This window comes from Clostridium perfringens (assembly GCF_016027375.1).
GTDB lineage: Bacteria > Bacillota > Clostridia > Clostridiales > Clostridiaceae > Sarcina > Sarcina perfringens.
Window position 1 is genome coordinate 132,221 of sequence record NZ_CP065681.1, and the last position, 14,367, is coordinate 146,587.

Genomic DNA, 14,367 nt, shown 5'->3' on the forward strand with positions numbered 1-14,367 from the left:
AAAATACATCCAAACACTTTAGATAAAGTTAAAGATATGCTTGATAATAGTGATAAAGATGCCATTAGAATAAAAGCTTGTTCCTCTGGCTGAGCAGGCTTAAATATTGAAGTTGTTCTGGATGAACAGCGTGAAAATGATGATGTGGTTATGGATAATGGTATTAAAATAGTTACAGACAAGAAAATTTCTCATTTCTTTACAGATGCAACCTTAGAATATAAAAACACTATTCTAGGCAAAAAATTTAAAATATATTAATTGGTATATTTTTTTAATTATTAGTCAATAATACTAATAGCTTAATACACTCTTAAGTTAACCACACAATTTAATAGAAAAAGGAACTGTTCTCCCAAACAGTTCCTTTTTTAAAGCTTATTTGCTGTTTTTTTAAACTCATACATGCAAAAATAAGCCCATTTTCAAATAATATTACAACGACTTTTTATTACCCCTTCATTATAAAGAAGGTATATACAATAAATACTATTACACTTATTATAAACGGTGCATTTATTACTCTCTCTTCTTTATAAGAAACTCTTGTTGCAACATCTAACTCATCTAAAGTTATATCGAAGTTTCTCTTTTCCATCTTTCTTATTAAGTAACTAATTAAAAATGCAGCTACTATTGCAGCAATTAAATAATATAAGAACACTCCTATTTTTAATTCCATTGGAATATTTTTTATAGAGTCCATAGAATGTACTAAATCCTCTGTAGTTATTCCTTGACTAACTATTCTTTGCTGAATTAAATTCCATGAATTAATTAGAAAATGGATTAACATTGATAAAAATATACTTCCTGTAGCTCTTACTACATAAGCTAAAATTATTCCCATGGCTGTAGCATATAAAAATTGATGTGCATTTAAATGAAGAATACCAAACATTATTCCTGTCATTATTGCAGCTACATTTTTACTTTTAAATTCAAATCCTGATAAGGCAATACCTCTTATAGTTATTTCTTCTGTTATGGCAGGTGTTACCCCTACAACTAAAATCATTAACCATAATGGATATGCTCTCATTTGATCTAAAACTAAGGCTACATCATTTGTATAAAAGAAACTTGATGTATATGAGAAGAATGTCATTATTGGAAGCGCTAAAGCTGCTATTAATATAGAAAAGAACACATCTTTTCCCTTTGGTTTTTTAAAGCTAAAAACCTTTTTATAATTACTCTTAGTTACAATTATATATATTATTGCTGGCACTATGAAAAATATTATGTGTATTACCATTAAAACTAATGGCGGCACTAATCCTATCTTATATAGTACTGGCGTCACAAACATTGGCCCTACTATAGATAAAACTAATACTATAAAAAAATATAAACTTACTTTAAATATAGGCTTCATCTTATTTCTCCCTTCTATAAAGAATTAATTTAAAAATTACATAAATCCAAGTTTAATATTTTAAAGCATAATTAATCATTTTAAAATATAACATATTTATCAATTATCTTATATTACTAATTAATTACTTTTTTATTTTACTTACTTTTTATTATATTAATTTTAAAACACATAAATTCTATAAATATTTTAATAAACTATATCTATCATCTTTAAGTATAATAGACTTAATTTTTTTCTTAAACTTTTTTCTTAAAAATAAATAATAAATATAAAAAATATTTTGTTTTAACTGTATAAAAAAAATAATACTGTTAATAATATTTACTGAGGCAATAAGCTTCAATCTTATAATAGCCTCTCCCCCATTTTATTTATACTGACAGTTTCGTTAAAGTACGGACTAACGAAACTGTCTCCCCCTTAAAACCCTTATAATGTAATAAATTTTCTTCATGTTTTTCTAGTAGAGAGTATTCATATACTCTCTCAATTTTTAAGTAAGACATATTTAAAAGCTAAGCTTTTTAAAATAAATTATTAGACACTCTAAGCACATATTAATTACCCATTAAGTTTACTTAATGGGTAATTTTTTATTCTCTTTATATTTATAAGATAAAACTAAGGTTTTTAAAACTTAATTTTCTTTAATCAATTTTTTCAAGCTCTCTTCTTAACCAATCTAAAACATTCATCATGGTTCTAGTTCTAACTTTTTGTCTATCAGCTTTAAAATTAAATTTTTTAACCTTTGTAATTCCATCTATGCATAATCCAGCATAAACAAGACCTACAGGCTTTTCTTCTGTTCCACCACCAGGACCTGCTATACCTGTTGTAGAAATTCCTATTCTTGTTCCTGCATTTTTAGCAATACCCTTTGCCATCTCTCTAGCACACTCTTCACTAACTGCGCCAAAGTCCTCTAAAGTTTCTTTTTTTACTCCAAGTCTCTTCATTTTTGCTTCATTAGAATAAGTTACAGCGCCTTCCATAAACACTTCTGATATTCCTGGATAGTTTATTAATGTGCTTGCAACCATGCCACCAGTACAAGATTCAGCTGTTGATACTGTCATTTTTTTATCAACTAATAATTTTCCAACTACTTCTTCTAGAGTTACTTCCCCTTCACCATAGATGTTATCTCCAAGTCTTTTTCTAATCTCTTTTTCCATAGGAGCAATAAGCTTTTCTGCCTCTTCCTTATCTTTTCCCTTAGCAGTAATTCTTAAAATAACATCTATATTTTTTGCATAAGGAGCAACTGTTGGATTTTCATTATCTAAAAGATCACATACTAAATCCTCCATCTTGCTTTCTCCAATACCAAAAACTCTTAAAATCTTAGATACTAAAACACTATCAGTAAATTTACTTAAGTATGGTACTACATGGTTTGTAACCATTGGCTCCATTTCCCTTGGTGGTCCTGGTAGAAGTATTATTCTCTTATTATTTTCTCCTTCTAAAATAGCTCCTGGAGCTGTTCCATTAGGGTTTGGAAGTATTATGGCCTCCTTTGGAAAATAACATTGTTTTTTATTATTCTCTGTCATTTCAAGGTTATTCTTCTTAAAATAATCCTCCAAATCACAAAGAAGCTCTTCTCTTAAGCACATTTCCATATTGAAATACTTTGCTGCAAGTTCCTTGCTTAAATCATCCTTAGTAGGTCCTAAGCCACCTGTAGTAATAATTGTATCGCAATTTTTAAAAGCATTGTCAAAAGCCTCTAAAATCCTTTCAGAATTATCTCCAACTACTGATTGATGATAAACTCCAATTCCTAAGTTAGCTAGCTCTCTAGCTAAAAATTGAGCATTGGTATTTACTATATCGCCTAAAAGTATTTCTGTTCCTATTGCCATTATTTCAGCTTTCAAAAAAATCACCTTCTTAAACTTAATTTATAATTTTATTTCTGCAAAATTATTTATTATCCTCTAACAAATAATTTTACTCTACTTTCTTCTCTATGTCCTAGTTTTTATTTATATTCTTTCTATTATTCATAATTATTATATAAATATTTTTGCAATTAAATTTGACCTCTTATTTTCTTAGCTCTATAATAGTCTTTGTTTATTTATAATAATACTTTTAATTTTTATATAGAATATTAAGGGTGTTTTAATAAACAATGAAATGAATACTGACTAGAATAAACTATAATCTGAAGATCTATATAAAAATAAATTAAGGAGAAAAAAAATGAATTCAAAATTTAAAGGAATTATTTTTATGATACTTGCCTCAGCAGCCTTTGCTACTATGAATCTACTTAGTAAGCTAGCTGTAGGAGTTAACTCATATCAAAAAACTTTTTTGACAAATGTTGTAGCAACCTTAATAGTTTGCTTTATAATAGCCTATAAAAAAGGCTCTTTTTTTGGAAAAAAAGAAAGTAGAAAATATTTGCTAGTTAGAGGGGTTGTAGGTACTCTATCAATACTAACAAACTATTACGCCTTAGATAAAATGTTTTTATCTGATGCAACAATACTAACTAAATTAGCACCTTTCTTTACAATAATTTTTTCTTACTTATTAATTAGCGAAAAAATTACTAAAAAACAATTTACTCTTTTAATAGTAGCCTTTGCAGGAAGCTTATTTGTAATAAAACCTCAATTTAGTACTGCTATAATTCCATCTCTTATTGGCGTAGCCTCTGCTGCCTTTGCAGGAATGGCATATACAATGATAAGAGTACTTGGTGACAAAGAAGACTTCTGGACAATAATCTTGTCCTTTACTGGTATAGCTACTATTGTTATGTTACCTTCAATGTTTATGAATACAGATAATTTAACACTACAAAATATACTTTTACTTGTTAGTGCAGGAATAGCTTTTACATTAGGACAAGTTGCCTTGACCATAGCTTACAAAAATGCTCCAGCATCTGAAATATCAATGTATGATTACATTGGGCTTATTATAGCAGCTATATACGGCTTTATGTTCTTTAAAGAAATTCCAGATTTCTTATCATTTACAGGATATATAATAATAGTTGGCTCTTCAATTTTAAATATTTTAGGAAATAAAAAGACTTCTAATAAAGAAATAAATGAAGATAGCTCTTTAGTTTCTATAGATTAAAAATATTATTTAAAACAAAGAAAAAAGCTGTGATAACTTCACAGCCTTTTTCTTTTTGTCGAAAATAAAAAATTATTATTTTATAATGAAATCAATTAATTATAAATTTTTATCTTATAAAAATCAATGTTATAAGCTCTAAAAAACTAGTGTTTTACACTACTAAAGTATTTGACACTTCTCAAATCAAATTTATTCACAAATATACTTATTAATATAGTTTATTCTTTATTTTTTTATATATTTTTAAGCTATTTGTTCTAACAAACACTCCCAAGATTTCTGCTAATACAATCTATTTCTTAAATATATTTAATTGATTTGATATAAGCATATAAACTTCTCTCTTAACCTACTAATTAGCTTTGCTTTTACTATTAAAAAGCTTCAATACAATTATGGCTAAAAGTCCAAGATATATAACTAATCCTTCCATTGCTCCAAATCCCATAGCATAACCTAGTTTAGCACATTGATCATATGCAAAACTTAATACCTCTCCTATCATTTTATTCCTCCTAATAAACTCTTCATTTAAGATATATGAATTTTTAAGATATAAAATGATGCTTTAATTTATCATATAAGCTTTCAATATATTTTAGAAAAAACTATTTAACTAATAAAACATCATAATCAAAATATATAAAAATTAAAAAGTTGAATAAAATACTGTTTAAATATTTTATCCAACTTCTTTGACGATTTTTATTTTATAAATATATTAATCAATGATAGGGCAAATATAATTTGACAAACTCCTACAAGCCCTCCATAAAGCATAGCCTTTGGCCCTTCCTTTACTAAATCTCCAATTTTTACTCTCATTCCTATACCAGCTAAAGCTATGATTTCAAAATTAGAACTAATCCACTTAAATGTTCTTCCAAGTATTCCTGGAATAATTCCAATAGAATTTAAAATACATATAATAAAAAATCCTATTATAAACCATGGAATACGAACCTTATGTGTTGGTTTGTGATGATGAGCTATTTCTTCTTTATTTTCTTCATTAACCTCTATCTTAGCAAAAACTAAAACTACCACAACTAAGAATATTATTCTTATAATCTTAAATACTGTAGCTAGTTCTACAACTGGGTCACCAATAAACTTAGCAGAACCAATAACTTGTCCTACAGACTGTAATATTCCTCCCATTAATGCAGAACTCTGCAAAACATCGTTGTTATATAAAATAGATGTGATTAATGGTAAAAGTATCATTAATATTGTACCTGTTACATTTACTATGGTTATGGCAATTACTTTATCTGAATCCTTAGCTTTTATTACTGGAGATACTGATCCTATTGCTGATGAACCACATACAGCATTCCCTGCTGACATGAGTAATGAATACTTTTCTCCAAAGCCTAACTTTCTTCCTATAAAGTAAGTTGTACATATTGTTAATGTCATTAAAATAGCTATATAAAAAACTCCATTAAATCCTAGAGCCATTATATCAATAATATTTAAAGATGCTCCCATTAAAACAATTGAATAGTTTAAAAGATCTTTTTCTGAAAATTTAGTACCTTCATCATACTTATCACTTTTAAAAAGTGTATTTCCTAAAAATATTCCCATAAATATTGCAAAGGTAGCTGCTCCTATAGTAGGAAAGCTTTTTCCTAAAAATTCAGCAATAATGCCTATTATTAAGCATATAAAAAGTCCAGGTAATATGGACTTAGATTTTTTTAATATTTTATTCCTCATATGTTACCTTTCTTGTTCTCATATTAAGTAAGCTCCTAAAGTTTTCTCTTTAGTTGCATTACGAAATTATTATACATACCTAAATATATAAATAAAAATACTAAAAAATTATATAAATAATAAGTTTTTAGTTATATAAAAAAGATAAGTGGAATGACTATTAAATCATTCCACTTATCTTTTAGATTTTCCAAAAAATAGAAAATACAGCATGACACATTATTTTTGGAGCATCTTATAAAAAGATTATGAGTAGAGGCTAAATTTGTTTATTTTATCATTTTATAAAGTCGGTGGGAGTTTGACTTACTATTAAAGAATTACCCATAATCTTTATTATAAAATACTGTAAAGTGATTGAGATTTTTATTATGTTGTTTAACTAAAAGCTTATCTTATAACAATAATAGATATAAGAGTTTGTATCTCTAGAAGTTGAGCCCCATTCTAGAAATTTTCGACTAAAATTCAACTGCGAATCAAGTCTTAAGTTTATATGTAAACTCTATTCAATTATTTTGAATAAAGAGTTCCACCTATTAATTCTTCTTCTTCCTCTACATATTCTCCAAGTTTTGGACTTATAGCTTTGAAGAACATATTTAAGAAGTTAAGTAGCATAAAGAATATTACATATGTTGCTATAAATATTTCAACATCACCTAAGAATTTAAATAAGTTAGCCATTTTAGCATATCCTAAACCAGTAAAATAAGTTGATAACTTAAATGCTGATAAAGTAGCAATTGCTAATGGGAATGTAAATGCTGCGTATGATGGTTTAAAACCTTCTTTAAATAGTTTTAAAATGTATCCATAAACAACAACAAGTAATATTAATCCTGTTATTATTAACCAAGCTAACATGTATGGGTTAGGGTTTGGTTCTATAGTTAATATACCAACTACTCCAAGTGGAGCTGGTGAACAAATTATACCTACTGTTGGTAATTTGTGATCATCTAATATTTCACTTTTAAATACTATATATAAAACTAATGGTAGAAGAATTGTATAGAATATAAATCCAAACATAAGCATAAAATGTGCTATTTGAGGGATTTGAGGAATTACCCCATCCATACCTTTACTTGCTACACTACCTGTTATCATACCTGTATAAACTATGAAACAAGTTGGCATTATGTTTTCAAACTTTCTTTCTTTTATTCTGATTATTGTATAGAAAATAACTATTCCATAATGATATATTACAGCTGCTATCCAAAGCCAACTACATACTACTGGAAAGTAAGGATAAAAGAATCCTGATACTAACCAAACAACCATACCCATTGTAGGATAAAATGTTCCTGTTACTGGGTTTTTAAGCTCTTGATACATAACCTTTGGGAATCTTATAAGCCTTAAAATCATTAAAGATAGCATACAAACTGCTAAAAATATTGCTATTGGTTTAAAATAATTTATTCCTTTTAAATTCCATGAATTACTCAATGTTATAAATGCCAAGCAAGTTCCACTAATTCCTATTGGCATGTTTTGAAGCTTATCTAAATATTTTTTCATCTATCTAATCACCACTTCCTACTCACTTGATGATTTTATTATATACCCTTTCTCTTATAAGTAAAAATACTTATTTTATATAAATATTATAAGTATTTAGTTATATATAAAATTACAATTAAGCTTTCTTAATAGAGTAAAATCTATTACCTTTTAAATACATATTAAATTACAAGAATTCTTTTTTATTGCTATTATTAAATGATTAATTAACTTTTAGTCTTATTAAATAGATACCAAAAAAATATTTATAAAGCCATAAATATTTAAATACTTTACTCCAGTATCAAAGTATACATAGTGTGTTTTTTCTGATACAATATTAATAATTATTTCATATTTTTTACTTTTTATAAATATTTTGCTTTAAGATACTAATATTTATAATTAAAATATTTTAAACTAAAAGGAGGAAAATAAATGAAAAAAGTCTTTAAGACATTAGGATTCGTAATAGGCTTGCCCCTACTTTATTTTTTTATATCAAATTTAGTTTCAGGTACCTATGTATTAGTTTATTTTGTCATAAATAAAGTAGGTCCAGATTCATTTAATATAATGGAAGTTATCACACCTGTTATGTATCATTTATCCTTAATCTCCGATTTAATAATGCTTATTGTATTATTTTTAATATACTTAGGCGCAAAAGAAAAACTATTTAAAAGTTGTAGATTTAATAAAGTTAAAGGAAACACATTAATCTATATAGTAATTTTTTCTATTGGATTAACAATGCTTATATTATTCTTAATGGGATTTTTCGGCAGTCTGTTCCCTAGTATATTTGAAAGTTACTCACTTGTAGGAAATGCTATGAATGCTACTCATAATTCAATACTGGCACTTGTAATAGTTATAGTTTTAATACCAATATTTGAAGAAATTTTCTTTAGAGGAGTTATTTTTGGTTTTTTAAGAGATAATTATAAATTCCCAATAGCCTTAATAGTACAAGCATTAATTTTTGCTATAGCTCATGGTAATTTAGTTCAAGGTGTTTATGCATTTATATTAGGATTATTCTTAGGTGCGTTTTTTTACTATACAAATTCTTTATATGCATCAATAATATCTCATATAACTTATAATTTATTTGGTATTTTAATACTTCCATTAATAACTTCCTCACTAAAAGGTTTCTCACCAATAATAACAAATATAGTTTTCATGATAATCTCTATTATCTTATTATTAATAGGAGGATTAAAGCTTATTAAATTATTTAAAAATAAATCATCTTTATATTACTAAGCTAAAGATAGATTAAAGTATACCTTTTAATTTCAGGATATTATTAATATCTAAACAAAAATAAGATTAAGATAAGTATCTTAATCTTATTTTTATACCCTTAAAAACTATACTAAACTTATTTGTTTACTACACAGTTCTTCCTTAAGTTCTTTTAAATTTATAATTACATCAAATATCTTTTCTTTTTCATTATCCATAAAATCTAGGAATTCATTTTTTAATTCATAAACTAAACTTTTATTTAATTCTTTCTTTGTATTATTATACTTAGATAAATCAAATTTTAAATCATCCTCAAAAAACTCTTTTACTAGCCCATCTTCTATTTTGACCAACCTTATATTTAAAACAGAATCTTTCTCTTCAAAATAAATATTATCAAAATTATCTATCTTTAAGAAAACATTCTCATCATAAATATATTTACTCATATTAATTCTCCCCTTCTTTTGCTTAAAGCTAAACATATTATTACTAACATATAAATTAGTAAAGATGTAATCAAATTCTCTTAACTTATAATCAATTTATATACCCTATATTAAAATTTTACCAAAAATCAATGATTTTGTTAATAATTTAACATATAAATTATTCTAATATTTATTAAATTTAAATAATCTATGGATTAATATTCTCAAAATTTAATTATAAATACAAAAAAGTAGGTACTTAATTAAATACCTACTTTCTTTCAATAACCTATAATGAATTAAATTAGTATGTTTTCGAATCAATATTAAATGCATTCTTCATATCCTGTGTAGATTTATTTAATGGAGTAATTGATATTAGATCCCCTTGAACCACTATTCTAGTAATACCTTCACTTTCTCCACAGGTTACAAGAGTAACAATATTTTTACCTGGAATTTCATCTAATACATGTACTGAATCTGGTGATACTTTTTGATTGGATGTAATATCATAAACATAAATATTTTCTAAGTCAGTTAAATAAATTTTCTCACCTACTTTAACCTTTTCTAATGGAGCAAATAAAAGTTCTGGATTTTTTGTATGATGACTTGCTAATGAATAATTGCCTTTTCCCATAACTTGATTCTTAGACATAGTGCCTGCACCATAAATCAAGGCTTCATTAGACAACCCTTTAAAAATTGATAAGTTTATACCCTCACTTGGAATTGCTATTCCCCCTATAGCTGGCAACTCTTTATTTTTGTACTGCTCCATAAATACTGATTTAGAATCAATTTCTTTTACATTATCAAAGTCAAAAGAAGCAGGCATTTCCTTATTTTTTTTAATATCATTTATTTCTAAATTTTCTACAGAATACTTTCTGCTGTTTCTTTTTATAAAATAATCTTTAATTTGATCATTTAATATTAGAATTATACCTATTATAGTCATAGTCACTAATAAAATATTAATTAAGTATCTTCTAGTTTTTGATTCTTTAATCTTCAAATTTATCTCCCTCCATATAAAATTTTAAAAATTAAAATATACTCTTAAACCACTTCAAATAACTAACTATCCCCATAACAATTTCTATTTATTAGCATTATAATACCACTGATTTTTTCTTAATAAAACAATATGATTTTTAAGCTTATTATTAAATTCAAGAAAGTTATATTTAACAATACAAGTATAAACGATATTCCTTAATATTTTTTATGTTTATGTAAACAATGTTATCAAATTTAAATAATTAATTAATAATTTTTACAAATTATTATGTTAAAATTTTCTTTTCTATGTTAATATATAATTAAAAATATATAAATTTTATAAACAGATAACGATAACATTTAATTATTTATTAAAATCCTAAGTAGCTTTTTTTATTTATTAATTTTTATTCGTTATTTTTTTATTAATTTTATATTTCACTTATATAAAATTAATTACAAAAGTTGGACAAGTACTTGGCTATAAATTTTTTAAATTATATTTTTATATCTTTTAAAAATAGCATTAAATTTAATGCTATTTAGCTACTTATTTAAATAATAGATTTTTTATTATATTAAAAAGGATGTGATTATTATCAAATCAAAATTAAGAAAAATAATTTCATGTATTGTAATGCTAACATTTATTTTTATGAATTTTGGATCTCACTTTGTTTTTGCATCTGAAAATCCTAAAATATTAATTAAATTTAGTAATACTGAATCTAATACTAAGACGGAATTAAAAGGTGCAAGTTTTAAAATTGTAAAAGGTACTGACCCATCGGGTCCCCCAGTGGATGGATTAAGTTGGGTGTCAGATGGAAAGATTAAAGAGTTTAAACTTGAAGCTGGTACATATACCTTAGTGCAAGTTTCTGTGCCTAAGGGATATATAAAGGCAGATCCTATTACTTTTACTGTTTCACCTACAGGTGGACTTCAAACAAGCACAAAATATAAAGGATACACTCTACTTGATAAATATCCTAAAGAGGATGATTTTAGAGATGCTATTTATATTGAAGATATGGATAATAATGATACTAGCTCTGTTGTTTATTGTTTTAATGTTACAAAGGCTACTCCTACATTTAAAGGTTCCGTTGTAAAAGTTTTATATAATGAACAATTTGGTAGTTCTAAACTTTTTACAGAAAAAGCAATTAAGCCTAGGGTTAAAGGGGATGAATTAAAAAATTCAGTTTTAAGAGTTATATATAACGGGTATCCTAGTAACGCACTTGGCATTAAAGAAAAATACCAATTGACAGAAGGACAGTTTAGAAAGCTTACTCAAAGAGCTGTTTGGAACTTTACAGATAGTAATTTAAGCTTAGACAAATTATCTCAAAAAGAAATTGATGCTTTAAATGAATTAATAAATGCAAAGAATGCTATTCCAGATAATTTAGTCTTAAATTTATACCTTCCAGATGATACTTATTATCAAAATTTACTTGGAACAAAATTTATTACTCCAAACCTTATTAAGTTGGAAAATGAAAAACTTCCTAATACCATACCTGAAGTTAAAGAAGGTACTTTAAAAACTACTGTAGCTGCTGATGGAGTAAATGGTTCTTCTGAAAAAGAAGCTTTAGTAAGTTTTGAAAATTCTAAAGATGGTGTAGATGTTAAAGACACTATAGACTATAAAGATCTAGTAGCTAATGAAAAATATAATCTTACTGGTAAACTAATGCACGTAAAAGATGATGGTTCATTAGAAGAAGTTGCTACTAAGACTACAGAAGTAACAGCCGGTGAAAACGGAAGTGGCCAATGGGAGCTAGACTTCGGTAATCAAAAACTTCAAGTTGGCGAAAAATATGTTGTATTTGAAAATGCTGAATCTGTTGAGAACCTAATTGACACAGATAACAACTATGAGTTAGATACAAAGCAAGTTGTTAAACATGAAGATAAAAATGATAAAGCTCAAACTCTTGTAGTTGAAAAACCTATTCTTCCAGAAGTTAAAGATGGTAATTTAAAAACTACTGTAATTGCTGATGGTGTAAATGGTTCTTTTGAAAAAGAGGCTTTAGTAAGCTTTGAAGATTCTAAAGACGGTGTAGATGTTAAAGACACTATAAACTATGAAGGTTTAGTAGCTAATCAAGACTATACTTTAACAGGTACATTAATGCATGTAAAAGCTGATGGATCTTTAGAAGAAATTGCTACTAAAACAGCTAAAGTTACAGCCGGTGAAAACGGAAGTGGCCAATGGGAGTTAGACTTTGGTAATCAAAAACTTCAAGCTGGTGAAAAATACGTTGTCTTTGAAAGTGTTGAGTCTGTAGAAAACCTAATTGATACAAATAATGACTATATACTAGATACAAAACAAATTGTAAAACATGAAAACAAAGATGATAAGGCTCAAACTCTTATAGTAGAAACACCTAAATCACCAACAACTGAAGGTACTTCTAATAAAAATAATTCTAATTTAACAAAACATGATAATTATGATCAAAATAAAAAAGAATTAAAATTACCTAAAACTGGAGAAGGATTAACTAATATAGGTTTCACTATGTTAGGTATTATAATCTTATCAATAGTTTGTTTCCTTTCATTAAAACTAAAAAAAGTTAGAAAATAAACTTTAATTAAACAAAGAGCATAGTTTAAATACTATGCTCTTTTTTATTAGTAACTTCTATTTAAATATCTTAAACATAAAAATCTGCTGTGGTAACATTTAGATTTATATTCTATTAAAACTTCTTTTCATTTATTATTCAAATTACTTTTAATATCTTCTACATCCTTTTTTATAGTTGTTAATAGTTCTGTAAGTTCTTGTATTATACTTTGATAATTATCTTCTCTTTTACTATTTTCTTTTAAAACATAAAATAACAAATAAGAAAATAATATTGCAAATCCTCCTTGTGTAGCTATTAATTTAAAAATTTCACTCTCCATATAAACTCATCCTCCAATCTACTTTTAAACATTCCCTCTCTATGTACATACCACTTATTCAATTTATTATAAAATCATTTTTTTGCGCATTGTTCTAATTCAATACAAACATATGTTCGTATTAAATCTTAAAACTTTTACATAAAAATGTCAAGGAAATTATCACCTCAACACATAAATTTTAGAATTATATTTTGTAATATAAAAATAAAAGTAGAACTATAAAATTTTATAGCTCTACTTTTATTAATAAATTTATAATAGTATTGGTTTATAAGCTAATATTTTATCTGCAATTTCTTCAGCAGATAATTCAGTATAGAAAATTAAATCACTTGGATTTGGATAAATAACATTTCTTTTTAATTTAAATATTAGTTCATCAATCATAGCTTCCGACCATTCTTCCTTAGGATTTCTAATAATATTTACTAATTCTATTATTTCTTTTCTGTTAAGCTGTTCCATTTTTACTATACCTCCTTTTAATAAAATAATTAATATTCTTATACATCTATGTTACAATATTTTATAATTTATAAGAAAGGGGAGATGTTTCATGGTTAAACAAAAAGAAAAAAATTTAGAATCTAATCGCCCACTTATATTGGCAGTAATGTTTCTTATAAACTTTTTTATATTTATTTTATTTATACATAACTTTAATATATTTATTTATGCTTATATATTCATATTTAATATTTTTTCTTTAATAAATTTAATATTTATGAAAAAACTATATAGTTTCATAGACTTATATACTGCTCTTTCACTATCATCCTTTTCACTTTTTTATTTTTATCTGGTTTATACAAATTAAATGAAATTCTTTCTATAAATAAATTTATTAATTTATCTATTTTATTCATCATAATATATATTTTAATAATTATTCTATCAATAAATCATATTAAAAATTTTTATAATTCTAAGAGTTATAAAAATAAAATTTTAAAAAACTATCCTAACTATGGTTTAATAATTGTTGGTAGTTTATTA

At 25.5% G+C, this 14,367-nt stretch carries 12 protein-coding genes; 3 read left to right on the plus strand and 9 right to left on the minus strand.

What is annotated here, in order from left to right:
- Window positions 1-451 precede the first annotated feature (451 nt).
- Window positions 452-1,378 carry a CPBP family intramembrane glutamic endopeptidase gene (locus I6G60_RS00815; protein WP_197925526.1) on the minus strand — a complete coding sequence of 309 codons (927 nt, stop codon included), beginning with the start codon at window positions 1,376-1,378 and terminating at the stop codon, window positions 452-454.
- A gap of 650 nt (window positions 1,379-2,028) precedes the next feature.
- Window positions 2,029-3,267, minus strand: coding sequence for a competence/damage-inducible protein A (locus I6G60_RS00820; RefSeq protein WP_197925528.1), 1,239 nt, complete (start codon window positions 3,265-3,267; stop codon window positions 2,029-2,031).
- A gap of 328 nt (window positions 3,268-3,595) precedes the next feature.
- On the opposite strand from I6G60_RS00820, the gene I6G60_RS00825 reads away from it, so the two are divergent.
- Window positions 3,596-4,489: a DMT family transporter gene (locus I6G60_RS00825; protein WP_197925530.1), complete on the plus strand. Its 894-nt coding sequence runs from the start codon at window positions 3,596-3,598 to the stop codon at window positions 4,487-4,489.
- A 355-nt stretch (window positions 4,490-4,844) separates the two neighbouring features.
- On the opposite strand, the gene I6G60_RS00830 is transcribed toward I6G60_RS00825, so the two are convergent.
- The 3 genes from I6G60_RS00830 to I6G60_RS00840 all read right to left on the minus strand — a co-directional run bounded on the left by I6G60_RS00830 (window position 4,845) and on the right by I6G60_RS00840 (window position 7,747).
- Window positions 4,845-4,997, minus strand: coding sequence for a hypothetical protein (locus tag I6G60_RS00830; RefSeq protein ID WP_003462888.1), 153 nt, complete (start codon window positions 4,995-4,997; stop codon window positions 4,845-4,847).
- 200 nt (window positions 4,998-5,197) lie between these two features.
- Window positions 5,198-6,217, minus strand: a complete 1,020-nt coding sequence (locus I6G60_RS00835; protein WP_003457548.1) for a YeiH family protein — start codon at window positions 6,215-6,217, stop codon at window positions 5,198-5,200.
- 513 nt (window positions 6,218-6,730) lie between these two features.
- Entirely contained in the window at window positions 6,731-7,747 is a 1,017-nt protein-coding gene (locus tag I6G60_RS00840) for a TDT family transporter (protein ID WP_197925532.1), read from the minus strand.
- A 420-nt stretch (window positions 7,748-8,167) separates the two neighbouring features.
- Here I6G60_RS00840 and I6G60_RS00845 point away from each other — a divergent pair, with 420 nt between their 5' ends.
- Complete coding sequence (locus I6G60_RS00845) at window positions 8,168-9,001, plus strand: CPBP family intramembrane glutamic endopeptidase (protein ID WP_003457470.1); 834 nt, start codon at window positions 8,168-8,170, stop codon at window positions 8,999-9,001.
- A 107-nt stretch (window positions 9,002-9,108) separates the two neighbouring features.
- Here I6G60_RS00845 and I6G60_RS00850 read toward each other — a convergent pair whose 3' ends face one another.
- A complete protein-coding gene (locus I6G60_RS00850; RefSeq protein WP_003448594.1) occupies window positions 9,109-9,435 on the minus strand; it encodes a hypothetical protein in 327 nt (108 codons plus the stop codon).
- A gap of 286 nt (window positions 9,436-9,721) precedes the next feature.
- On the minus strand, window positions 9,722-10,438 hold the full coding sequence (locus I6G60_RS00855) for a class A sortase (RefSeq protein WP_197925534.1): 717 nt from the start codon (window positions 10,436-10,438) through the stop codon (window positions 9,722-9,724).
- Between the two features lie 642 nt (window positions 10,439-11,080).
- On the opposite strand from I6G60_RS00855, the gene I6G60_RS00860 reads away from it, so the two are divergent.
- Complete coding sequence (locus tag I6G60_RS00860; protein WP_197925535.1) at window positions 11,081-13,042, plus strand: VaFE repeat-containing surface-anchored protein; 1,962 nt, start codon at window positions 11,081-11,083, stop codon at window positions 13,040-13,042.
- A gap of 128 nt (window positions 13,043-13,170) precedes the next feature.
- On the opposite strand, the gene I6G60_RS00865 is transcribed toward I6G60_RS00860, so the two are convergent.
- Together I6G60_RS00865 and I6G60_RS00870 are read right to left on the minus strand one after the other, a co-directional pair.
- Window positions 13,171-13,368 carry a BhlA/UviB family holin-like peptide gene (locus I6G60_RS00865; RefSeq protein ID WP_003474210.1) on the minus strand — a complete coding sequence of 66 codons (198 nt, stop codon included), beginning with the start codon at window positions 13,366-13,368 and terminating at the stop codon, window positions 13,171-13,173.
- 255 nt (window positions 13,369-13,623) lie between these two features.
- Entirely contained in the window at window positions 13,624-13,836 is a 213-nt protein-coding gene (locus I6G60_RS00870; RefSeq protein ID WP_003467733.1) for a bacteriocin immunity protein, read from the minus strand.
- Window positions 13,837-14,367: the final 531 nt, after the last annotated feature.